The organism is Nostoc favosum CHAB5714 (genome assembly GCF_020829495.1).
GTDB lineage: Bacteria > Cyanobacteriota > Cyanobacteriia > Cyanobacteriales > Nostocaceae > Nostoc > Nostoc favosum.
Genome location: NZ_JAIVFQ010000102.1, coordinates 1 through 22,810, shown reverse-complemented (window position 1 = coordinate 22,810; position 22,810 = coordinate 1). Strand labels below are relative to the sequence as shown.

General features: G+C 42.0%; 21 protein-coding genes. 16 read left to right on the top strand and 5 right to left on the bottom strand.

The window, feature by feature from the left end:
- Window positions 1-98: 98 nt before the first annotated feature.
- The 9 genes from LC586_RS33575 to gshB all read left to right on the top strand — a co-directional run bounded on the left by LC586_RS33575 (window position 99) and on the right by gshB (window position 6,878).
- The gene (locus LC586_RS33575) at window positions 99-611 is read left to right on the top strand and encodes a tetratricopeptide repeat protein (protein ID WP_306423313.1); all 513 of its coding nucleotides are present in this window, start codon (window positions 99-101) and stop codon (window positions 609-611) included.
- 128 nt (window positions 612-739) lie between these two features.
- A complete protein-coding gene (locus tag LC586_RS33570; protein WP_229489805.1) occupies window positions 740-1,078 on the top strand; it encodes a DUF2281 domain-containing protein in 339 nt (112 codons plus the stop codon).
- Window positions 1,071-1,436 (top strand): type II toxin-antitoxin system PemK/MazF family toxin, encoded by a 366-nt coding sequence (locus LC586_RS33565; protein ID WP_229489803.1) that lies wholly within the window; start codon window positions 1,071-1,073, stop codon window positions 1,434-1,436. The genes LC586_RS33570 and LC586_RS33565 overlap by 8 nt, the downstream gene beginning before the upstream one ends.
- Before the next feature lie 138 nt (window positions 1,437-1,574).
- Entirely contained in the window at window positions 1,575-1,796 is a 222-nt protein-coding gene (locus LC586_RS33560) for a hypothetical protein (protein ID WP_229489801.1), read from the top strand.
- Window positions 1,774-2,103 (top strand): type II toxin-antitoxin system PemK/MazF family toxin, encoded by a 330-nt coding sequence (locus LC586_RS33555; protein ID WP_229489799.1) that lies wholly within the window; start codon window positions 1,774-1,776, stop codon window positions 2,101-2,103. The genes LC586_RS33560 and LC586_RS33555 overlap by 23 nt, the downstream gene beginning before the upstream one ends.
- Window positions 2,104-2,262: 159 nt before the next feature.
- A complete protein-coding gene (gene hflX / locus LC586_RS33550) occupies window positions 2,263-4,008 on the top strand; it encodes a GTPase HflX (protein WP_229489806.1) in 1,746 nt (581 codons plus the stop codon).
- A gap of 290 nt (window positions 4,009-4,298) precedes the next feature.
- The gene (locus LC586_RS33545; RefSeq protein ID WP_229489797.1) at window positions 4,299-5,129 is read left to right on the top strand and encodes an XDD4 family exosortase-dependent surface protein; all 831 of its coding nucleotides are present in this window, start codon (window positions 4,299-4,301) and stop codon (window positions 5,127-5,129) included.
- A 260-nt stretch (window positions 5,130-5,389) separates the two neighbouring features.
- Window positions 5,390-5,662, top strand: a complete 273-nt coding sequence (gene grxC / locus LC586_RS33540; protein WP_229489796.1) for a glutaredoxin 3 — start codon at window positions 5,390-5,392, stop codon at window positions 5,660-5,662.
- A 241-nt stretch (window positions 5,663-5,903) separates the two neighbouring features.
- Window positions 5,904-6,878, top strand: a complete 975-nt coding sequence (gene gshB / locus LC586_RS33535; protein WP_229489795.1) for a glutathione synthase — start codon at window positions 5,904-5,906, stop codon at window positions 6,876-6,878.
- A gap of 467 nt (window positions 6,879-7,345) precedes the next feature.
- On the opposite strand, the gene ftsZ is transcribed toward gshB, so the two are convergent.
- The 3 genes from ftsZ to LC586_RS33520 all read right to left on the bottom strand — a co-directional run bounded on the left by ftsZ (window position 7,346) and on the right by LC586_RS33520 (window position 10,537).
- A complete protein-coding gene (gene ftsZ / locus LC586_RS33530; protein WP_229489793.1) occupies window positions 7,346-8,656 on the bottom strand; it encodes a cell division protein FtsZ in 1,311 nt (436 codons plus the stop codon).
- A gap of 60 nt (window positions 8,657-8,716) precedes the next feature.
- Window positions 8,717-9,001, bottom strand: a complete 285-nt coding sequence (locus tag LC586_RS33525) for a hypothetical protein (protein WP_229489791.1) — start codon at window positions 8,999-9,001, stop codon at window positions 8,717-8,719.
- A 681-nt stretch (window positions 9,002-9,682) separates the two neighbouring features.
- Complete coding sequence (locus tag LC586_RS33520; protein ID WP_229489789.1) at window positions 9,683-10,537, bottom strand: cell division protein FtsQ/DivIB; 855 nt, start codon at window positions 10,535-10,537, stop codon at window positions 9,683-9,685.
- 360 nt (window positions 10,538-10,897) lie between these two features.
- Here LC586_RS33520 and LC586_RS33515 point away from each other — a divergent pair, with 360 nt between their 5' ends.
- From LC586_RS33515 to LC586_RS33505, 3 genes are all read left to right on the top strand, one after another.
- Entirely contained in the window at window positions 10,898-11,044 is a 147-nt protein-coding gene (locus LC586_RS33515; protein WP_229489787.1) for a hypothetical protein, read from the top strand.
- Window positions 11,045-11,228: 184 nt separating this feature from the next.
- Entirely contained in the window at window positions 11,229-12,560 is a 1,332-nt protein-coding gene (locus LC586_RS33510) for a P-loop NTPase fold protein (RefSeq protein ID WP_229489786.1), read from the top strand.
- A gap of 109 nt (window positions 12,561-12,669) precedes the next feature.
- Complete coding sequence (locus tag LC586_RS33505; RefSeq protein ID WP_229489785.1) at window positions 12,670-17,697, top strand: WD40 domain-containing protein; 5,028 nt, start codon at window positions 12,670-12,672, stop codon at window positions 17,695-17,697.
- A 124-nt stretch (window positions 17,698-17,821) separates the two neighbouring features.
- On the opposite strand, the gene LC586_RS33500 is transcribed toward LC586_RS33505, so the two are convergent.
- Window positions 17,822-18,169 carry a hypothetical protein gene (locus tag LC586_RS33500; RefSeq protein WP_229470530.1) on the bottom strand — a complete coding sequence of 116 codons (348 nt, stop codon included), beginning with the start codon at window positions 18,167-18,169 and terminating at the stop codon, window positions 17,822-17,824.
- A gap of 168 nt (window positions 18,170-18,337) precedes the next feature.
- The gene (locus LC586_RS40920; protein WP_267921773.1) at window positions 18,338-18,460 is read right to left on the bottom strand and encodes a hypothetical protein; all 123 of its coding nucleotides are present in this window, start codon (window positions 18,458-18,460) and stop codon (window positions 18,338-18,340) included.
- 359 nt (window positions 18,461-18,819) lie between these two features.
- Here LC586_RS40920 and LC586_RS33495 point away from each other — a divergent pair, with 359 nt between their 5' ends.
- The 4 genes from LC586_RS33495 to LC586_RS33480 all read left to right on the top strand — a co-directional run bounded on the left by LC586_RS33495 (window position 18,820) and on the right by LC586_RS33480 (window position 22,604).
- Entirely contained in the window at window positions 18,820-19,653 is an 834-nt protein-coding gene (locus LC586_RS33495) for a photosystem II manganese-stabilizing polypeptide (RefSeq protein WP_229489784.1), read from the top strand.
- A gap of 902 nt (window positions 19,654-20,555) precedes the next feature.
- Window positions 20,556-21,332, top strand: a complete 777-nt coding sequence (locus LC586_RS33490; RefSeq protein WP_229489783.1) for an RNA polymerase sigma factor SigF — start codon at window positions 20,556-20,558, stop codon at window positions 21,330-21,332.
- Between the two features lie 166 nt (window positions 21,333-21,498).
- The gene (locus tag LC586_RS33485; RefSeq protein ID WP_229489782.1) at window positions 21,499-22,350 is read left to right on the top strand and encodes a hypothetical protein; all 852 of its coding nucleotides are present in this window, start codon (window positions 21,499-21,501) and stop codon (window positions 22,348-22,350) included.
- Window positions 22,351-22,352: 2 nt separating this feature from the next.
- Window positions 22,353-22,604, top strand: a complete 252-nt coding sequence (locus LC586_RS33480; protein WP_229489781.1) for a hypothetical protein — start codon at window positions 22,353-22,355, stop codon at window positions 22,602-22,604.
- The last annotated feature ends 206 nt before the right edge of the window (window positions 22,605-22,810 follow it).

The following is a 22,810-nucleotide window of genomic DNA, read 5'->3' as shown; positions in this document are numbered from 1 at the left end:
ATTATTGAGGCAGTTAACTTAATTTTTTTCTTCCCGTGTAATACACGGGAAGGGAGGTTTCTCCTCTCCATGTAATACGCGGTACAATCGGCGTTTTTATGTTAAGTAATGTTTCGCCAACGGTATCCGAAGCTTGGTACAATCGCGGCAATGCGCTAAGAAATTTAGGACGCACACAAGAAGCGATCGCATCCTACGACCAAGCACTGAAATTTAAACCAGATGGCCACGAAGCTTGGTACAATCGGGGCATTGCGCTAGGCAAATTAGGACGCAATCAAGAAGCGATCGCCTCCTACGACCAAGCACTGAAAATTAAACCTGATTACCACCTAGCTTGGTATAATCGGGGCAATGCGCTAGATGATTTAGGACGCTTTGAAGAAGCGATCGCATCCTACGACCAAGCACTGAAATTTAAACCAGATAAACACGAAGCTTGGTATGGCAAAGCTTGCTGTTATGCTCTACAAGGTAATATTGAACAGGCACTAGAAAACCTACAAAAAGCAATTAATCTAAGTCCTGATGAATGGCGTGAATGGGCAAAAACCGACTCTGATTTTGATGGTATTCGGGAAGATGAGCGGTTTCAAGCTTTAATTCAATAACCGCTATAAAGGCTAGACTAACGTAGCGATTAATGTAGCGATTCGCCTTTACACTTACACTGAAATTAAAAGCGATGCGTATGAATGACAAATTAAAAATTTAACCTATCTTGAAGAATGGAAATCAAATGTCAGAAACAATCAATATTGAACAAGCGGTATTAGATAATCTGCGAGTTCTCTCGAATGACAAGCAACAAGAAGTCCTAGATTTTGTTGAGTTTCTTGTCAAAAAAACAGCCAATCACCAGGAGTTAAATACTGAAGATTCAGATTCTAATATCTCATCAAATCTCCAACAGCAAAAACGGTTATCTCTCCGAGAAATTGCTCGACTACCTATAGCAGAACGTCACAAAATACTAGAACCTTTTATCGCCGCCATAGCCGAAGATTTTTTGAATGACCCAGAATTAACAGAGTTTGCCGTTCTGGATGGTGAAGACTGGGAAACTGAGAATGACTAATCCTAAAAAAGGTGAGATTTGGCTAGTGCAACTTGATCCAACCAGAGGACAAGAAATTCAGAAGACTCGCCCTGCTGTTGTGATTAGTTTTGATATTTTAATTTCTATACCAATGCGGATTATTATTCCTGTGGCAACATGGCAACCTAAATTCCAAAATCGCCTTTTCATGATTCCCATCCAGCAAACTAATGAAAATGGCTTAGACTCAGACTCAGCAGGTAATGTTTTGCAAGTTCGTAGTGTAACAACTGAGCGATTTGTCCGGTGTTTAGGAAAAGTTTCAACAGCCGTCGTGCAAGAATTGCTAGATGGTATAATTATCTGTATTGATTATGCTCCTGAAAGCAACGACTGAAAAAGAGCATCTTTGATAAAAATACAATTCAGATGCAGCGATCGCCTTCACACTTCCACTGAAAATACTAACTGAAATTAACAGCGATCGTCTCTAAATAGAATTACACTAATATTATGAAAATCCTAATTAACGGTTATGCAAAATCAATTAACTACTCTGACTTATGAAATTGAACTAAAACCAGGGGAGAAATTGAATCTTCCAAAATCAATACTGGAAAATATAACTACAGGACGCTGGGTAATCACCATCCAACAAAAAGCGGAAGAATCCAAAAGCACCCGCAGCCATGACGCTTTTTTGAACGGCTACGCACCAGAAGACGAAGGACTTTATGACGACTATCCAAGCAGGTGAGTTTTGGGTAGCAGATATTCCATTCACTAGTGGTGGCGGTTCCAAAAAGCGCCCCGTACTTGTGTTGTGGATAGATGCAAATGATGTTGTAGTAGCAATAGTCACATCAGCAAAACCACGCACACAAACTGATGTATCTTTAAATGATTGGGCTGCAAGTGGCTTGCGTGTTGCTTCAACCGTCCGTCTGTCTCGATTGGATAGCCTAGAACAGTTTTTATTGCTGGCTAAAATAGGGCAAATTTCCGAATCAGATGCAAAGCCTTTAAAAGAAGTATGGGATTTGCATATCAAGCCTCAATTTTAAGCAACTGAAATTAAAAGCGATCGCCCATACATTCAAATCCATACCCGCCGCGAACTAATTCACAATGCATCCCTCAAAGGAGATAGATAGGAGCCTAAACCCTGTTGTAAAATAGACATATAAGGATTCGGGGGGCCATTTAACTGGTCATAAACGCCTATAGAAACTATTTTTGGAAATCTCCAAGGTTTGAAGTCCAGCCAACTGAAGCAATTACAGAGGCTGTATCACCAGCGTATACCGGGCGATCGCATCACCACGTCCGAGTTCTCCCAGCGTCTGGCAGCAATTAGCACAGAAATCAATCAGCCTGTGTGCGCCTACGTCAACCGTCGCGGACAAGTGATTCGCGTCGGGGTAGGCACACCGCGTCAAACACAAATACCACCCCTAGAATTGCCCCGTTACGGTGCAGAACGACTCAGTGGTATTCGTTGCATCGCCACCCATCTCAAGGCAGAACCGCCCAATGAAGCGGCACTCACGGCTATGGCACTGCAACGCTTAGATGCCCTAGTAGTCCTAAATATTACCGGAACCGGATTTACACGACGGGGAGGCGGTGCGACTGGGTATGTCAAAGAAGCTTATCTAGCTCATCTGACACCCCAAGAGTCTCGCACCCTAATTACTAGTCCTGCTGCTTTGAAAGTAGAAGAGAGCCAAATCCAATCCCCAAGTTGGAATATATCGCCACCTCTGGGCTTGGATGATCTGGCAGACCAGGATTTAGTAGACTTGGTAGAAAATCTGGAAGCAGAATTCCAGCGTGAATTTGTCGCCCAGGAAGTAGACTCTGACCACGATCGCGTGCTAATTGTGGGGCTGATGACCAGTGAAATAACTCCCCTACAATTCCAAGATACCCTAGTAGAATTGGCACGTTTAGTTGATACAGCTGGGGGAGATGTATTACAAACAATACAACAAAAGCGATCGCGCATTCATCCCCAGACAGTAGTTGGTGAAGGTAAGGTGCAAGAAATTGCCCTAACTGCCCAAACACTAGGAGTTAATCTCGTCGTCTTTAACCGCGACCTCTCACCCTCCCAAGTCCGCAACTTAGAAATGCAAATTGGTATCCGAGTGGTTGACCGCACCGAAGTAATTTTGGATATTTTTGCTCAACGCGCTCAGTCCCGTGCCGGGAAGTTGCAAGTAGAATTAGCACAGTTAGAATACATGCAACCGCGACTCGCTGGTAGAGGTCGTACCATGTCCCGATTGGGTGGTGGTATTGGGACTCGTGGCCCTGGTGAAACAAAACTGGAAACTGAACGCCGTGCCATTGGGCAGCGCATTTCTCGACTGCAAAAAGAAGTAGACCAATTGCAAGCGCATCGTTCGCGGTTACGACAGCGACGACAGCATGAAGAAGTTCCCTCAGTGGCTTTGGTTGGATATACCAACGCTGGCAAGTCCACTTTGCTGAATGCTCTCACGAATGCAGAAGTTTATACAGCCGACCAGCTATTTGCCACTCTCGATCCCACCACGCGCCGTCTGGTAATTCCTCATGGCGAAGCTGATAAACCTCAAGAAATTCTGATTACAGATACAGTAGGGTTCATACATGAACTGCCTGCATCGTTGATGGATGCCTTCCGCGCCACCTTAGAGGAAGTCACAGAAGCCGATGCCCTACTCCATTTGGTGGATTTGTCTCACCCCGCTTGGTTGCGTCATATTCGCTCAGTCAGAGAAATCCTGGCGCAAATGCCAATAACTCCTGGCCCCGCGCTAGTTGTTTTTAACAAGATTGATCAAGCCGATAGTGAGACACTGGCTTTAGCTAGAGAAGAATTCCCCCTAGCGGTGTTTATTTCTGCGAGTCAGCGCTTGGGATTAGAAACCCTGCGTCATCGCCTTGCCCAGCTGATTGAATATGCCGTTGACTGTAGTTAAAACTTGAGTTGCGAATTCAGTGCCAGCATCTTAATATTAGTGTCCTAAATTTTTAACTTTGGGGAAGGCGAAATCGCCTTCCCCTCTTCGTTTAATCATACGGAAAATACTTAAACGATTTGTTAAAAATACATTGTTTGCTTCCAACTTAAAGTTTTAGTTAACCTTAATATATAAGGTAGACAAGCAATAGTTTCTTATGCCAATTTATACATGAGCAATTATCAATAAAAAAGTTCTCTTAAGACGTTTTAAATGTCTTCAATAGAAAGTAAAGGAGTTTCAAGCAAGTGTCTCAACTATATTCCAAGAAGATAGTAGGTTATGCAGCCTACTGTATATCAACATTAGCTATAGTGACAGTTTCGCAGATGCCAAGAGCAGATGCAGCCTCCATGACTTTTTCAGCCACAGGTACTAACCCAGTATCAGGTGGAACTAGTAAAGACCTTGCGGCGAAAGCTGTCTTTGATGATTCAATAGCAGGTAAGTTGACACTGACCCTTACTAATACAGGCCCAGGTGCATCAGCCCCTTCTGATGTTCTAACAGGAATCTTCTGGGATTATGCTGGATCTCCCTTAACAAACTTAACGTTGTCTTCAGCCAAAGCTCCAACCGTAATCAAGAATAATGTAACTACCGGAACTAATGTCGATCTTACCAAGGTTGGAGGAAAAGTTGAATGGGGTTTTGCAAAGACTATCGTTAGCAGTGGACTTGGTGGTGCTAGTGGCATAATTAACAAAGTAACTCAGCACTACGGTTTTGGTACAGCTGGTTTTGGCATCTCGCCTGGTTTCAATCTTTCGGGTGGACAGCAATTCAATTATGGTATTATTACTGGTTACGATAGTCCAAATCCAGCAGTAAGTGGGAGGACTTTTGTAAAGAACTCTGCGACATTCGTTTTCTCAGGGCTACCTACTGGCTTTGATTCAACAAAGATTCAGAATGTTCATTTTCAGTATGGTACTGGTTTAGATGAGCCTAGTACTTATTATATTGCTCCGCCACCTCCACCTAAAAAAGTACCTGAGTCTGGTGCAACAGTTGCTCTTGGTTTATTTGCTCTAGGTGCGCTGAGGGTTGCCAAGAAACAGCCTCTAGTCTCAGCTTAAATGAGAACTTGAGTGCTAACTGACAACTGAGTTACGCTTTATAAGCAATTCTCACAATTAGATAATAGCCACCCTGTTTTTTAACAAAATTGGTATAAACATAATATCTTAGTCAAGAGTCCAGACTTTATCTCTTGACTAATTTTTTTTATATAAACTAGGTTAGCGCCTTATAAGGATAAAGACAAACCAAGATAAGGTGTCTAGAGTCAGTGGCAAAGTTCTAAAATTAAAAAGTATTAAATCAATTTGAGAACATTATGGCTGCCAAAGTAGAAATTTACACTTGGAGGACTTGCCCCTTTTGCATTCGTGCCAAAAGTTTGCTGAAGAACAAAGGGGTTGAATTTATCGAATACAGCATTGATGGAGATGAGGCAGCCAGAAATAAAATGGCTCAAAGAGCAAATGGACGGCGCTCTGTACCGCAAGTTTTCATAAATGATGATCATATTGGTGGTTGTGATGATATCCACGCTTTAGACAGTCAAGGCAAGCTAGATGAGCTACTAACTTCTAGCAAGAGCGTGTAGTTTCAGAAAATATTGCTAGAAGCTAGCGACAAGCCGCTACACACGGCAGTCGCTACAACTCTGGAAGGGACAGCAACGCGCTGCCTTATTTACGGACTTTTTTCTCACAAAAGCCATATCTGTCCACAAGACTTTACCCACTAGGTTCCACTCAGCAGTACATATATACGTCAATTGGTGAAAGCATCAAGAGATAATAATTGAATAACCATTTAATTTCTTGGTGATTGAGGTATAAAGGGTGAAACTGGCTTTTATCATTGATCCCATCCATCTGCTTGACCCGTGTCATGATACCAGTGTTGCCCTAATTGAAGCAGCGCAAATCCTGGGACACGAAGTTTGGGTGACTCAGGCAAATCTGCTGAGTGTGGTGGAGAGCAAAGCTTGGGCTGTCCTACAGCGAGTCGAACTTGTACCAGTGCAGTTGCTGGAGGGACGCTGGGTAGCGGTGAATCCTTGGTATAAGTTGAGCGATTCCTGCTTAACTTCTTTAGAGACAATGGACGCCGTATTTATGCGGAAAGATCCACCTGTCAATGATTCCTACCTCTATGCCACGTACATTCTGGATTACATTGACCAAAATAAAACCCTGGTGATTAACAGTCCTAGTGGCATCCGAAGGGCAAATGAAAAAATGTACGCCCTCCAGTTTACCAAAGCGATTCCAGAAACCATTGTCAGTGCTGATAAGCAGTTTATCCGGCAATTTGTCGAAGCAAAAGGAGCTGCGGTTCTCAAACCATTGGGTAACAAAGCTGGGGAAGGAATTTTGTTTTTGCAACCAGGCGATCGCAATTTTAACTCTATTGTCGAACTCAGTACCCTCCAAGGTCGAGTGCCTGTAATGGTGCAAACCTATTTACCAGAGGCAAAAGAAGGAGATAAGCGAATTATCCTACTCAATGGCGAACCAATTGGTGCGCTCAATCGCCTCTCTAGCGGAACTGATTTTCGCAATAATATGGCCACTGGTGGCACAGTCGCTCAAACCGAGATTACCCCAAGAGAGTATGAAATTTGTACCCAAGTAGCCGAACAGTTACGCCAAGACGGCTTAATTTTTGTGGGTATTGATATTATTGGTGGCTACTTAACTGAAGTTAACGTGACTAGTCCTACTGGAATTCGTGAGATTGATCGCCTAGATGGTACTCACCTTGGTCATCAGGTTATTCAATGGATTGAAGAGACAATAAAAAGCAAAAAATAATTTACATTTATTTTTTGCTTCGTGTCCTATTTTCTAGGAAACAGACTTCCTTCGGACGCTTGCGTGGGCGAGTTACCCACGCAACTTATTTGAAGTAAATATACTTATTTATACCGTATTATGAGTTTAAGGAATCGCGGGGGTAGATGTAGCGATAACTACGACGAGCTAGCTATGACGCTCCGAAACTCCCTATCGACGTCGCATCTGTAGTCGAGCAGGTATTCTTCTTGATTTGTTCCAAAAGCATAGCTGGACATGTGAGCCAGCAGACTCCTGCCCAAGTTCATTCTATTTTTATAAAGTAGCGTTGCGTTAACGAGTTTTTTACCCATTAGCAAAATCGGGGATGGCAACAGATTGCTTACCCCTGCCCTTAGTAAAACCCTGGAACTAGCAGATTTTATACAGCACTCAGCCTAACCTGAAACTGCTAATTTAATCTAAAATCTCAAATCCAAAATCTTTTAATTCCGTGGTGTACGTCGGTTTCTTAAGAAATCAGGTATATCTAATCCAGGTTTTTCTTTTGGTTCTGGAATTGGAGTTGGAGTTGGAGTTGGAGATGAGGTTGGGGGATTAACTGCGGGTTGCTGTGTTGTTGGTCGCTTTGAGGTATTAGGTGCTACTCGAACGTTAGCCACGCTTTGTTGTTGCACAGCTTGCACTTCACCTGTAAATCCGGTGGCAATTACAGTAATTCTTACCTCACCTTGGAGTCTGTCATCAATTACAGCCCCAAAAATAATATTGGCGTTGGGATCAACTACTTCATAGATTGCTTCTGCGGCTGCATTTACTTCATGCAAAGTTAAGTCAGTACCACCTGTAATATTAAAGACAACCCCTCTGGCACCTTCAATAGAACATTCTAGTAATGGTGAAGAAATAGCTGCGATCGCAGCTTCTCTGGCTCTAGATTTTCCAGAGCTAACGCCAATTCCCATCAATGCCGATCCCGCATCTGCCATCACCGCTCGAACATCAGCAAAGTCAACGTTTACCAATCCGGGGATCGTGATGATATCAGAAATACCTTGCACCCCTTGACGCAGTACATCATCTGCATAACGAAAAGCTTCTTGCACAGGTGTTTGTTCGGGGATCACTTCCAGCAGTTTGTTGTTGGGGATAATGATCAGTGTATCTACTCTACTTTTTAGTCCTTGAATACCTTCTTCCGCTTGGCTGGTACGGCGGCGTCCCTCAAAGACAAATGGACGTGTTACCACACCAACAGTCAGAGCGCCCATTTCTTTTGCTACTTCTGCCACAATCGGGGCTGCACCTGTCCCAGTACCACCCCCCATTCCAGCAGTGATAAATACTAGGTCTGCACCCTCCAAAGCTGTAGCAATTTCGTCTCGTGATTCCTCAGCTGCCTTTTGACCAATGGCAGGATTACCACCTGCTCCTAAACCCCGTGTTAGCTTCTGTCCAATTTGCAATCTACTGGGAGCGCCAGCTAAGGTAAGAGCTTGGGCATCAGTGTTAATTGACCAAAACTCTACCCCAGAGACATCAGATTCGATCATGCGGTTAACGGCATTGCCACCGCCACCACCTACACCAATCACTTTAATGTTGGCAACCCGCCCAGGAACAATTTCGCCAATTCGGCTATTTTCCGGAGAAATCTTCTTATTATCGTGATTTTGTCCGAAGTTCAACCCAGAGTTATTAAAGGGATTGGTCGAGTTAACTGCCAGAGAGAACCCCGGCTGTCCCGTAGATTGGGAATTTTTATAGTTAAGTCCTTGGTTATTATCAAGTGTCATTGGATTTGTCAAAGGGTAGATAAACGACTTTTTTAGGTGTTATTCACCTAAGAGTCAACTTTAGTTTGACAGTGCCACAATACTAGGGCACTGTTCTTTATTGTTTTCACTACTGCCAAGCCTAACAGAATTGGCAGTGCGAAAATTTGCTATGGGATAAGCTTTCAGGGCAGCCGATCGCACAGCCAATTCTAGAGAAGTATACCTACATTTATCTAAAAGTGATCTGTATAACTTCAACCATACATTAATCGCTTCATTATTCTCAGCAGAGGGCAGAACTTGTAAAGACACACTACGGCGCATCTTATCTACCTCAATAATATTGTTAATAGATTTCACCATTGGGGATAGCTGCAACCTTAGACACAAAATTTACCTTATACTTACTTATCCATAAGGTTGAAGTAAGCAAGAATTTACTTGTCAGACTATACCTGATTAATTTGTTGTTTGGGGGTCTTAATGGACACTTTGCTTGAGCAATAGTCTATCTTACAAGAACCCTCACGACTGTGGTCAACAAATCAAGATTTTTGCACAGGTTTCGTACCCCAATAGGAATTACGGCACAGAATAGTCTAAACTCATTGCCCAGAAGCAATGCTTACGCAACCTTGGGCGGCATTTTCCTTTACAGATTGAAACTTGGCTTCGGTAAACTGTCTTTGGAATAGAAGGCGTTTTGCACGCCATAGCCCATGATTAGATTGTCGGACATCTTGCACCCTACTATTAGATGTTAGGGGTCATAATTGAAAGTGTTTTACTCGTAATAGAGATTTTAGGATTTATCTTCTCATTTTAATTAGAAGTTAATGCAGATTTTCGTGCGGTTTGCTCGAAAACTGAAAATAATAAATATATTTATCAGCATAAAGCTTCTTAATTTACTAGGAGCTATCAATACATTAAACACGCTAGTACCGCAAGGCGGAAGTCACACATTCACGCATAATTGTATTTCAGGCTTTTGCGCCATTTGAAATGGTATGAAATGCTATGTTTATTTACGCGCCCACTGTACTAGATGTTTTTAGGGGTTTTGGAAGTTAATTTTTGTTCTTTTTGGTTCATCTGTACTAATGGAAATTCGGGATTTTTCAGATCAATATAGTCTATTTGGCCGGAATTGAGTTTTGCTGCTAAATGACGCATTTGGGCGAGTACTTTAATTTGTTCAGACAGTTGGGGACCTGGAACGCCGAGATGCACATTTCCTAGTTCTGTTTTCAAAATTAAATTCGCTGGATTTTGGCAATCAATTTCTATCACTTTTACGGGACTTTGGCTTACAGCTTGATGAAGTTGAGTCCAGTAGAGACAGTATTGTTTAGGCAATCCAATTACTCTAAGATTGGGTAATTTTTTAGTGGGATTGAGTGATGTGTATTTTTCTAAAGGCATCCAGGCCCCGCTTGCATCTAGTAAGCCGATTGTGACTTTTTTGTTGCCAGTGCCCTGATTTTGAACACTTGGTGTTTGAGTCACGGCTACAGGGACTCGTTCTTGGATTTCGATGTTTAATCCAGGAGGAAACAAGCTGCGTCTAACGATCGCTTGGGCAATAGTTGGTTGTTTCTTCAAAGAATTAGCGATCGCTGCCGGTTCAATCCGCCACAAAGATTGGGGGTAAGATAGCACCAAGAGTGATTGAGTTGTCTCATCCGACAGGGACTGATTGCCTAATTTGATCACTACTTGTTTGGGACTTTTTAGCACCCACACTGGTTGGACTGCCAGCCAAAGCAATCCACCCGCCAAACCGGTAATGGCAAAAGTTCGCCAAATAGCTTGAATAATTCTCATTTGCCGATGCCGACGTAATTTCTTACGACGCTGGGCTAGATCCGTGCGGGAAACTGATATTATGCCAGCCATTCAAACCCCTTTCTGGTTACAATCCAAATTCCTTGACGCGCTTGTATCATTATTAATCTCAGTAAACACCGTCGGCATCTGTTAGCCGCTCTCCTCAAGACTTTTTTTATTTTTAGTAACACTTTACAGTAACTACACAACCAACGTGGCGCTAGTCATCCTTCCGATTAAAGTTTCCGGTGTCCATTCTTAACTTACTGTTGTCTTTTCGACAAGCGATCATCAAATATCTTGTCTCCAAAAATTACAAAATATTAATTTATATATTTCTAATTTTGCTCTCTTGACAAATCAAACATTAAATGATACAAAAATGTCACTAAATCTCTGTATAGATTGCTATAATTCATACCAGTCCTTATGATTAGCAATCCAAACTGGGAACTATATGATGTAGTAGCTTTTTTTACTGATCAACTCAAGCCTACAAGGTTTGTGCTAGGTCAAACAAAAGCTACAGATTCTCAAAACCTCAATAGCAGGTGTAAAAAGGACAGATATGCTTAAGGTTATTAGGGTCAACTAAATCTCTACCATACTACTGACAGCGATCTGTAATAAGTGCTGTCTTTTGCAAGATACTACCAACTTGCGAAGTAATCGTGTGCCTACATCCAGGCTAGAGATTTTTTGTATAAAAAATACAATTTAACTGCATCTACACACACATCTACATACACCTTTACATAACATGAAAACGACATTAAATTTATCGCGTTTTTATAAAGCATGTAACCCAAGCTACACGCTTAATATAAGTAACGTGCTAGATCGCCAGTATTACATAGATTTTGCTGATGTCCGTGGTTGCAAGATTGTCGAAGAATTGCAGCGGACTATCATTCGGATTTCTCCTGATGAGCCAACCTGCCAATTATTTACAGGTCACATTGGCTGCGGCAAGTCAACGGAATTGCAGCGTCTCAAGACAGAACTAGAATTGGCGGGATTTCATGTAGTTTACTTTGAGTCGAGTCAAGACTTAGATATGGCGGATATTGATATCAGCGATATTTTGCTGAGTGTAGCCCGTCAAGTCAGTGCCAGTTTAGAAAGCATTAGCATCAAACTCAAACCTGGTTACTTTACCAATTTATTTAAAGAAGTAGGCGATTTTTTGCAAAGCCCCATAGAGCTTTCTGGACAAGCAGAGTTGTCGTTGGGTATTGCCAAAATTACCGCTAAAACCAAAGATAGCACCCAGATGCGGAATCAACTAAGGCAATATCTGGAACCACGTACCAATAGTATTTTGCAAGCGATTAACGAAGAAATTTTAGAAAAGGCTGTTGAACAGCTAAAGCTGCGGGGTCAAAAAGGGCTGGTTGTGATTGTAGATAATTTGGATCGAGTCGATATGCGTCCCTTAGCATCGGGGCGATCGCAACCAGAATATCTCTTTATCGACCGAGGCGAACAGTTACGCCGACTCAAATGCCACCTAGTTTACACCATTCCTCTAACGTTAATTTTCTCCAATGAGTACGAGACACTAAAAAATCGCCTGGGGGGAGGGATTGCGCCAAAAATATTACCGATGGTATTAGTGCGCCAAAGAGATGGCAGTGACTATGAACCAGGGATGTCACTAGTGCGCCAGTTAGTCTTAGCAAGAGCTTTTCCAGAAGTTCCTTTGAATGAAAGGCTTTTATTAATTACAGAATTATTCGATCACTCCCAAACTTTGGATCGTATATGTCGCGTTAGTGGTGGTCACATTCGTAATTTATTAGGTTTACTTTATAGCTGCCTGCAACGACAAGATCCGCCTTTTTCTAGGGACTGCTTAGAAGCCGTGATTAAAGACTACCGCGACGATCTGCTATTAGCTATTGATGAATCCCAGTGGGAATTATTGTTTGAAGTAGTGCAGCAGCAGAGAGTTAAAGGTGAGTCAGACTACCAAAGCTTACTAAGAAGCATGTATCTGTTTGAATATCGTGATCCTGTAGGGCGATGGTTTGGCATCAGTCCAGCCTTAGCAGAAACAGAAAAAGTTTTAGCTTGGCAACAAAAAAAGTAACAGTGCTGGGTGAGTCATTAGTCGTTAGTCCTTTGTCCTGTGCCATTGGACTAATAACTAATGCCCGATTCCCCATTCCCCATCCCCCATGCCCAATAACCAATAACCAATGACTACTGACAAGCAGCTACAAGTCTACACAAAAGAAAATCAGCATACATTGCAAAGACTGATTAGAGCGATCGCACTTTCCGAAGGTCAATTTGCCCTAATTCTAGTTCGGTGTAACTATGGGCAATTATGTGAGCAAATGTTAGAAAATATTCGCTCCATCACCAAAGACATATATATCAGAGAAATCGTTCTGCATCCATCAACTACTTCTTTACACAACACAATAGTCTCAGAACTATCTTTAGATAATCCTGCTGTCCTTACAGACTCTTTACCATCAGCTGTAATGATTTTTGGTATTGAGTCAACTATCAACCTGGAAAACTTACTTACAGGCATCAACCAAGCACGAGATATCTATGCTGCGACTTTTCCATTTCCAGTAGTATTGTGGCTACAAGATGATGTGGCATCATTGCTTTCAAGATTAGCACCTGATTTTAAAAGCTGGGCTGCAACCACTATTAAATTTGAAATGGCAAAAGCAGATTTAATTGCTTTGATCCACCAAGAGGCAGAATCTCTATTTGCCAAAGTTTTAGAAGCAGGTGCCGAAACATTTTTATCTAACGCCTCCTTAGATTTAGATCCTAAGTCTCAACACCGCCACGAAATAGAATCAGCTCGTAATGATTTGCTGCGCCTGTATGGCTTTCAATTAACACCAGGATTAGAAGCTAGTTTAGAATTTGTTTTAGGGCGAGATAAATACGCCAACGATCAAATTAATGGTGCTTTAGGCAATTATCAAAGAAGCCTAGCATTGTGGCAGCAAGAAACGAGGAGAGTAGCAGAGTGGGAGAGTAATTCTTCTTTCCCCCCCTCATCTTTACTTAAGCAAGCAATAGTACTATTCCATCTGGGGCTGTGTTATCACCGAATGGCAGACTTACACCAGAATAGTAATAGTAGCTATTGCGAACATGCTCTGTTGTGGTTTAAACAATGCCTAGAAATATTGGAGGAGGTACAAAGAGAAGACTTAGTTGCTAAATTTATTTTGCCTGCTTGTGAAATGTTGCAACGTTTACAAGCCTGGAATGACTTAAAAGAATTAGCTCAAAAGTCATTACATCTACATAAAACCTATGGAAGCCCTGCACAAGTTGCTCAAGATTATGGCTTTTTGGCAAGTGTGGCAGCTTCTGAGTCGAATTGGATACTGGCTCATGAATTAGCGAATACAGCACTTTCTATCTCCGAAGAAGTAACACAAGCTTCTCTGCGAGATGCTTTGCGAAGACGACGACAAGAAAGTTGGTATCTTCTCTTGCTAGCACGTACACAGAGGCATCTAGGTGAGCCAGAGGAGGCTATCAATAACCTGGAATGGGCGAGGATAGTTTGTGAGCTACAACATCAGCCATCTCTTTATTTAGAGATTTTAGAGGAACTGCGATCGCTTTACTTTTTTGAGCGTCATGACTATACAGAAGCCTTTAAGCTCAAGCAAGAAAAAATTCAAATAGAACATCAGTATGGCTTTCGTGCTTTCATTGGGGCAAGCCAATTGCAGCCGCAACACTCTAGAATTAACCCAGCATTGGAATCTCAAAAAATACCGTTTATTTCTGAAGGAGTTGCCCAAGAAATATCTGCTTCTGGACGGCAGCAAGATGTGAATCGTTTGATTGAAAGAATTACTCGTGCAGACTACAAGCTCACAGTAATTTATGGGCCATCCGGTGTAGGTAAAAGTTCAACTCTCAAAGCTGGTTTAGTCCCAGCGCTGAAAGGTAAAGTTATCGGTGAACGCATTCCTATACCTATTGTTTTGTCTGTTTACACTGATTGGCTCACAGTCTTGATAAGCAGTCTAAATCAAGTGCTGGTATCCACAGGAATATCAGTTAATCTTGACTCTACACCCACTATACTCCTAGAAAAAATTCGGTTAGCAACCGAGCGCAATTATACAATAATTATCATCTTAGACCAGTTTGAAGAATTTTTCTTTATTAGTAATCTCCCCACAGAAAGAATAGAGTTTTACCAATTTTTTAGTGAATGTTTAAATATTTCATTTGTCAAAATTATTCTGTCATTAAGAGAAGATTATTTACATCATTTACTAGAATTTGAAAGGTTGAGCCAAAAAAATAGTATTGGTTTATATGATTTAGGCGTAATTAATAAAAATATTCTCGATAAGGATATTCGCTACTATCTAGGAAAATTCTCTAGCCAGGATGCTAAAGCCATAATTCATAGTCTTACTCAGCGTTCATATTCTGAACTGAGTGATGAATTAATTAACCGATTAGTCCAGGATTTAACAGGAGAACTAGACGAAGTACATCCAATTGAATTACAAATAGTTGGCGCTCAACTACAAATAGAAAACATCACCACACTCGGACAATATAAACTTTGCGGCGGCTCGGCAAAATTGGTGGAACGCTGGCTTGGGGAGGTTATTAAAGATTGTGGTCAGGAAAATGAAGAGTTAACTTGGAAACTATTATTTGAGTTAACTGATGAAAAGGGCACGCGACCGTTAAAAACTAAAGCTGATTTGGCGGCTGCATTATTTAATAATCATGATATAGATACAATATCAAGCTTTGACACAGTTGGGGAACTAATTTTAGAAATATTGGTGGGTTCAGGTTTGGTGTTGCGAGTTAGAGAAGAGTTAGGCGATCGCTACCAGCTAGTTCACGATTATTTAGTTGAACCAATTCGCCAAAAGAACAATTATGGTATGCTGGCGGAATTAGAAAAAATCAAACTTGAAAAAACTAAAGCTGAAGTTGCCCAACAATTTAGTCAAAAGCAACTGAATTTGGTATTGCAACGGCGATTGCGGGAAGCACGCATAGCAGGCGCAGTGCTGGCAATCATGGGGGGAACAATAGCAACATTATGGTGGCAAGCCGACTTGCAAAAAAGAGCAGCAATCCGCCAAACTCTACGAGCTGAACGCAGTGAAACCAACTTGAACATTAGTGCGATCGCTGCTGCTAGTGAAGCTTTATTTGCCTCTAATAAAGAATTTGATGCCCTATTAGAAAGTTTGCGGGCTTGGAGAGAACTTAAACAGGCTGATGGAGTGCAGCCAGATACCCGAATGCGGGTGGTGACAGCCCTCCAACAGGCAGTTTATGGGGTAACAGAGGTTAACCGCTTAGAAGGGCACGCTGATATTGTCTGGGGAGTAGCTTTCAGCCCAGATGGTCAGTTGCTAGCATCAGGTAGCCGAGATCAGACAGTGAAAATTTGGCGTCCTGACGGAACCTTACTCCAAACCCTCAAAGGTCATACTGATGCTGTCACTTGTGTAACTTTTAGCCCAGATGGTCAAACCTTAGCGTCCGCCAGCCTCGACAAAACAGTGCAAATCTGGCGCAAAAACCGGGTTACAGGTGAATTTGACCCCAAGCCATATAAAACCCTCAAAGGACAGGGTGATTCTGTTGACAGCGTTAGTTTCAGTCCTGATGGCGAGTTGTTAGCTACTGGCAGTCAGGATACAACCGTAAAAATCTGGCGCAAAGACGGGAGTTTAGTAAAAATACTGAGAGGACATCAAGGGTGGGTTAACTGGGTAAACTTCAGCCCCGATGGTCAATTCATCGCCTCGGCCAGCGACGACAAAACTGTAAAAATCTGGCGCCGGGACGGTAGCCTCGTTACAACTTTGCAGGCACATCAGCAGAATGTAATGATGGCTGTTTTCAGCCCAGATGGTAAATTGTTGGCGTCAACAGGTCGAGACAAAACAGTGAAACTTTGGCGGCGGGAAATTAACAGCACTAAAGACGGTTTTGACTTTCGTCTTTACAAAACTTTACGGCAGCATAGCAGGAGAGTGTGGAGTTTAAGCTTTAGTTCCGACAGTAAAAAGTTAGCTTCCGCAGGTGAAGACAATACCATAAACCTCTGGAGTATTACTGGTACTTTACTCAAAACCTTCAAAGGACATAGCGATGCTATTGTCAGCATCGCTTTCAGTCCAAATAACAAATTTCTGGCTTCAGGAAGTTATGACAAAAGCCTGAAACTATGGAGTTTAGATGCCCCAACACCATCTATTCTTCAAGGGCATCAGAAGCGAGTTTTGAGCGTTGCTTGGAGTCCCGACGGTCAGATGCTAGCTTCTGGTAGTAGCGATCGCACTGTTAAACTTTGGCAACGATACACCAGTAGAGGTGAGGCCAAAACCCTACTTTGCAAAACTTTAATAGGGCACACAGATCAAATTTCTAGTGTCAGTTTTGACCCCAAGGGTGAAATGCTGGCCTCAGGAAGTTATGACAAAACTGTGAAACTTTGGCGGCTTGACGGTACTTTAATCATGACTCTCCACGGACATACTGATAGTGTGATGAGCGTGAGTTTCAGCCCTGATGGTCAGTTTTTGGCATCAGCTAGCAAAGATAAAACAGTGAAACTTTGGAACCGTGAGGGCAAGTTACTCAAAACCTTAGTGGGGCATCAAGGTTGGGTGAATAGCGTAAATTTTAGTCCTGATAGTCAGATTTTAGCTTCCGCTAGTGATGACCAAACTGTTAAACTTTGGCAACGGGATGGTACGTTGTTAAAAACCTTTTCGCCCCATGAGAGCTGGGTGACAGGTGTCAGCTTTAGTCCCACTGATGAGTTACTGGCTTCTGCCAGTTGGGATAACACCGTAAAACTGTGGCGACGGGATGGGACGTTGTTAAAAACCTTATTAAAGGGTTACAGCGATAGCGTTAATGCCATCACTTTCAGTCCCAATGGTGAATTGCTCGCCGCCGCCAATTGGGATAGTACAGTGAAACTTTGGAGCCGTGATGGCAAATTAATTAAAAGTCTCAATGGGCATCGCGCTGCGGTATTAAGTGTCAGTTTTAGCCCAGATGGTCAAACATTAGCATCAGCTAGTGATGACAACACGATAATTTTGTGGAATTTACATCTTGACGACCTACTTGTTCGTGGTTGCGACTGGGTGGGCGATTACCTCAAACACAACCGCAATCTTGAAAAGCGCGATCGCCTTATTTGTGATGGTATAACTAGTAAAAACCCTTTTTAATTACGAATTACAAATTACGAATTACGAATTAGATTGAAGCCTCAATGAGCAACCGCTCTTGGTTTAGCGGTTGATGAGGCGATTAGAGTTGTTAATTCACAGCTATAAACTTATTTTGAGTTGATCAGCCGCATGAGCGATCGCTCTCCAAAACTTCATGATTATTTTCTGCGGGAGCCTCTTCTGGCAAATTTGTTAAAAAGGCTTGTAGTCTCATGCGCTCAATATAAGGCCAGCCCCCCTCAGACTCAATATCTTTCAGTAGTGAGTAGAGTTGCCGACGGTTAACAGGCAAACTCTCTTGAAAAACCCCATCCCGGATCTCTCGGTGTAAATGCTCCAATTGCCTAAGCATTGCCAAAAGAGCTACACTATCGCCTTGACAACCTTGAACTGCATCATACACCACAGTTGCGATCGCTTGCAGTTTACAGGACAACTCTCCTGATTCAAGATTTTTGTTATCGTTCATGCCATCCTTTCCGTATAAATGAGGTCAACTCAAATTTACCGGAGATTTTTAATTTTCCCTAGTTTGCCAATAGTTCTTTTAGAAAATGAAGTTTCTCTAGGCTTCTAAATGAGTTTTTTCTGGAATCTCCGTTTACCCTTATCCCCCATCCCCGTGTCCCGTATCCCCTTATTTGCCTGAGTAAGGGGTGAATATAACTAGATTTGTATCTTTATCAAAGGCAATTGCGATCGCTCGTAAAAGAGCGTAGTAACCTTTACCATAGTCTCCACAGCAGCTAGATGCGATCAAGATGAGACTTTCTTGGATTTTGAGTACTTTGATTTTGAGTTAAAAAAAATCGTATGATCTGGCTAATTTACCCATTAAACAATGGGCTGTATGTAGTAGCGTCACATACATGATACAAAAAGACTTGGGTGACGCCGCTTTTGCTATATGCAAGAGCAAAGTGCGAAGCAGCGACACGTTTAAGTACGTTTAGCAGAGAAAAGTTTGAGTGGCGGCTGCCAACCTATACGCCAGGACACTTGTTTCAACTCAAGAATCAGAGCAATGCAGTGTCCGATAAAGGATGGCTTCTCGTCAGAGATCAAAGCTTCGATGCAGTTTTACAACTTAGATATTAATTTTTGAGATTGAGGTTGACCATGAGGTATCGCGCTTTAATTGTTGCATTTTTGGCTTTGTGCCTGGGGCTAATAACTGCTTGTAGTGATGCTCCTGCTACTAGTAGTAGAGATGTACTCACTTACGATCAAATTCGCGGCACTGGTTTGGCGAATAAATGCCCCCAACTAGCAGAAACAAGCCGTGGCTCCATTCCCCTTGATTCTAGCCAGTCATACGTCATCAAAGAACTTTGCTTGGAACCAACTAGCTTCTTCATCAAAGAAGAACCTGCTAATAAACGCCAACAAGCAGAATTTGTTGCTGGCAAATTGTTGACCAGATACACTTCCACCATTGACCAGGTGCAAGGCAACCTAAAAATCAACCCAGATAATAGCCTGACCTTTGTGGAAACTGATGGTCTTGACTTCCAAGCCATTACTGTGCAACTTCCTGGTGGTGAGCGAGTACCTTTCCTCTTCACCATCAAAGACTTGGTTGCTCAAACCCAACCCAGTTTGAGCAGTATTAACACCTCCACGGACTTTGAAGGCACCTTCAAAGTTCCTTCCTACCGTGGTGCTGCTTTCCTAGATCCAAAGGGTCGTGGTGTCGTTAGTGGCTACGATAATGCCGTAGCTCTCCCCGCCCAAGCAGATGATGAAGAACTTACCCGCACTAACGTCAAGCGTGCTGAAAATCTTAATGGTAAGATTTCTTTGCAAATCGCTAAAATCGATAGCTCTAGTGGTGAAATTGCTGGTACTTTCGAGAGCGAACAGCCATCTGATACAGATTTAGGTGCTGGCGAACCTAAAGAAGTTAAGATTCGCGGCCTATTTTTTGCACGGGTTGAACCGACTCGTAGCTAAACTCTCTGGAGTTAGGTAACTAGCTGGCATTCAGAACTACAATGCTGTAAGCATCAGGTTTCATAACAAAAGTTAACTTCTTTGCCCCCATCTTCAGGGCTGTTTCATTCCTATAAAAGCATTACAGCGAAGAAAAGAGACAAAGGTTCAAGGGGAGACAAGAGAAAATTCTTCCTTCTTTTGTCCCCAGCTTTTCAAGAGGCTTTTAAAGAATGAAACAGCCCTGCTTTTTTTTAGGCAGGTAGATAGGTTTTTGGCGTTGCAGAACAGTGGGATGAATTGGGGCAAGCAGGGGGGAATTTTGGAAGTTGTTAAATCATCTCGCTTTTTCCGCAACGCAAGTTTTTTACAAAGAGGGGGAAAGGTTAAATACAACAAAGGGCGAGAGGCCTTTTGTTGTATTTTTTTGCGTAAATTTACGTACTCTTTTATAAAAATTATTAGTAGTTTTTAATTATTTGATGAATTTTGGTTGAATAGGCACGTAATTTTACTGTAAATCAAACTTTTGCTTATCCAACAAAATTCCAACTACGGTTGTTTTGTTTATAGAAATTAGGTTCACCATTAATTAATTAAAGTTAAGTACAATCTCGGTTTGATATTTAGTAACTAATTTTATATTTTATTTCTATGTAGTTCTAAAAACAGCTACAGATCATACCAAAGAACAATAACAAACTAAATACGATTTCGCTTCTTTAAACTTTGCTCGATTGTCAAGCAAGTCTATGGAATTTTCTCTAGAAAAACGTTGTTATCTACCAGAGAATTTGCTAAGGCATATAGCACAATATTGTCTTTGATATCGTGCGATCGCCACCGGAAAGGGCGGGTACGCCATCGCAGCTGAGTTTAAAAGTGAGGAATTAATTGTTGATTTACTTAATAAACACGGTGCTATGCCTACGACAACCACCAATGAACTAAAACATGAAATTTGGCAGTTGTTGCGAGAATATCAGCAATCTCCGTCAGAAAATGTTCGCAATAAGCTGGTAAAACTCAATTTTGGACTTGTGAGAAAAGAAGCTCACTACTGGACGAATCAATGTCATGAAACCTATGATGATTTGCTCCAAGTTGGATGTTTGGGTTTAATCAGGGCGATTGAAAAATTTGAACTTTCCAAGGGACATGCCTTTAGTTCCTATGCTCTTCCCTATATTCGGGGTGAAATTCAACACTATCTCCGAGATAAAGGTGTCACCGTGCGAATTCCTCGGAAGTGGTTAGCACTGCAACAGCAAGCAATAGGAGTGTCACGTTCTTGGCGTGAAAAGCATAATCGCCAACCAACAGACTCGGAATTAGCAACAGCACTGGAAATTTCTCCAAACGAATGGCAAGAAATTAAATTAGCATGGGTAAACCGCGCTCCCTTGAGTCTCGATGTGCCAATCCAAGATGGAGAAGAAGGCTCTACCTGTTTGGGAGAATTGGTTCCAGATCCTCACTATCGCAGCTTTCAACTAGCACAAGAAGACCAACTTCGCTTGCAACAAGCATTGGTTCAGCTAGAACAACGCACCCGCGATGTATTGGAATGTGTGTTTTTGCAAGATTTGACACAAAAACAAGTTGCAGAGCATCTGGGAATTAGTGTAGTAACAGTTTCCCGTAGAGTTAAGAAAGGTCTGGATTTGATGAAAGAGCTTATGGGTGTGGCAGAAGATTGACTGCAAATAAACACCAAGCCGCAGTTATGCCCAGGAGGCAGTGCTAAAAATAACCCTTAAAATTTAAAAACTTAGGTTATAAAGGGAACATACTGTGACTTTGATACAAATTTCAGGCATGTTGATTTCCACTTTCCAATTTTCCAATGGCTTTTGAGAACAGCTCATGGGCAGAAATTTAAAAATTACAATTGCAGCTATTTTAACTTTGGCGATCGCTGGATGTGCTTCTGAAGATACACCACAAGCGATCGCTCCTGCGCCGATTCCCAAAATAGCAGCAAAGTCGCCACCAACAGATCAATCCTTTAAGAATCCAGTGATACCTGCCAAACAGGTTTCACAAGTTACTCCTGCATCTGCTAATTTGATTCAATCCACTAATGCTACAGAGCGGATACCGCTAGTTCAGTTATCAAAAGATCGAAGTGACCCGTTTGCACAACTTTTCGGGCAAACGTTTTCCGGAATGCCTAAAACATCTGTAAGACCTGTTCCCGTGGTGCCTAAGCTACCTACTCCATCGATAGCAGTCCGAAAACTTCCAAGACGCAGCATAGCTTTAAATCAGAAAAAAAATAACATTGCTTCTGTACCAAAAAAAGTCAATCCTACTTTGACTTCAGTCTTGCCTAAGGTTTTACCTCAAGTTGTCCCCAATCCCACTTTAGTATCTGTATTGCCACCGCCAGCACAACCTGAGTTAGCAAAGGCAGTTGTTGTGACTGGTGTAGTTCTAATTAGTCAGGAACCACAGGCAATTATCAAAGTACCGGATGAGCCGACAAGTCGCTATGTGCAGGCGGGACAGCGATTAGCAAATGGCGTACTGGTTAAACGGATTGAAATGAATCAGGGCTATAACCCCATCGTGATTCTGGAACAATATGGTATTGAAGTTGCCAAAATGGTAGGGGAAGGGGCTGTCAATTCAACGCCGTCAGCTGCATCTGCTAGCGGCAATCCTGTTTCAGCGACAACCCCTCCGTCAGATCCTTTTAATGTTGGAGCTTCATAAAGATGGAGACTAAGGAAAAAATTGAATTCGCTGGTTTGCCTTTAGCTGTCTATAGAGAGATAGCAGCTCATTTACATCAAGTCGAAGGGGTAGAAGTGGAGTTAATTCCCCAGTCATCCCAAGAGTTTGATTACAATCAAAGTCAAATTGGTGGCTTGTGTATCTCGTGGACAGCAAATTCTGGTTTAGAAAGTCGGCAACGAGTTAACCAAATTTTGGCTTACTATCAAAATCGCTATATGAATCCTATTTGATTTGTGAAAATTGAAACCTTAAATTCCCGATTTTTCAAAGAAGTCGGGAATTTTGTTGTTCACGAATGACTAAGTAGAGCTATAGCAGTCCTATTTGATTCGTGAAAAATATAAAATTTGAAAACGAACCGCAAAGTATTGGCTTTGGGCGCAAAGGGAAGAAAGAAAAAAGAGATATATAATTTTCACAAATGATTTAGGACTGC

Bases quoted from the DNA above. Each gene is read 5' to 3' on its own strand.
- grxC (WP_229489796.1), top strand. From the start codon at position 5,390: ATGGCTGCCAAAGTAGAAATTTACACTTGGAGGACTTGCCCCTTTTGC.
- LC586_RS33520 (WP_229489789.1), bottom strand. From the start codon at position 10,537: ATGGCTGGCATAATATCAGTTTCCCGCACGGATCTAGCCCAGCGTCGT.
- LC586_RS33565 (WP_229489803.1), top strand. From the start codon at position 1,071: ATGACTAATCCTAAAAAAGGTGAGATTTGGCTAGTGCAACTTGATCCA.
- LC586_RS33560 (WP_229489801.1), top strand. From the start codon at position 1,575: ATGCAAAATCAATTAACTACTCTGACTTATGAAATTGAACTAAAACCA.
- LC586_RS33570 (WP_229489805.1), top strand. From the start codon at position 740: ATGTCAGAAACAATCAATATTGAACAAGCGGTATTAGATAATCTGCGA.
- LC586_RS33485 (WP_229489782.1), top strand. From the start codon at position 21,499: ATGGGCAGAAATTTAAAAATTACAATTGCAGCTATTTTAACTTTGGCG.
- LC586_RS33490 (WP_229489783.1), top strand. From the start codon at position 20,556: ATGCCTACGACAACCACCAATGAACTAAAACATGAAATTTGGCAGTTG.
- LC586_RS33510 (WP_229489786.1), top strand. From the start codon at position 11,229: ATGAAAACGACATTAAATTTATCGCGTTTTTATAAAGCATGTAACCCA.
- LC586_RS33495 (WP_229489784.1), top strand. From the start codon at position 18,820: ATGAGGTATCGCGCTTTAATTGTTGCATTTTTGGCTTTGTGCCTGGGG.
- LC586_RS33500 (WP_229470530.1), bottom strand. From the start codon at position 18,169: ATGAACGATAACAAAAATCTTGAATCAGGAGAGTTGTCCTGTAAACTG.
- LC586_RS33515 (WP_229489787.1), top strand. From the start codon at position 10,898: ATGATTAGCAATCCAAACTGGGAACTATATGATGTAGTAGCTTTTTTT.
- LC586_RS33525 (WP_229489791.1), bottom strand. From the start codon at position 9,001: ATGGTGAAATCTATTAACAATATTATTGAGGTAGATAAGATGCGCCGT.
- LC586_RS33575 (WP_306423313.1), top strand. From the start codon at position 99: ATGTTAAGTAATGTTTCGCCAACGGTATCCGAAGCTTGGTACAATCGC.
- ftsZ (WP_229489793.1), bottom strand. From the start codon at position 8,656: ATGACACTTGATAATAACCAAGGACTTAACTATAAAAATTCCCAATCT.
- LC586_RS33480 (WP_229489781.1), top strand. From the start codon at position 22,353: ATGGAGACTAAGGAAAAAATTGAATTCGCTGGTTTGCCTTTAGCTGTC.
- LC586_RS33555 (WP_229489799.1), top strand. From the start codon at position 1,774: ATGACGACTATCCAAGCAGGTGAGTTTTGGGTAGCAGATATTCCATTC.
- LC586_RS33505 (WP_229489785.1), top strand. From the start codon at position 12,670: ATGACTACTGACAAGCAGCTACAAGTCTACACAAAAGAAAATCAGCAT.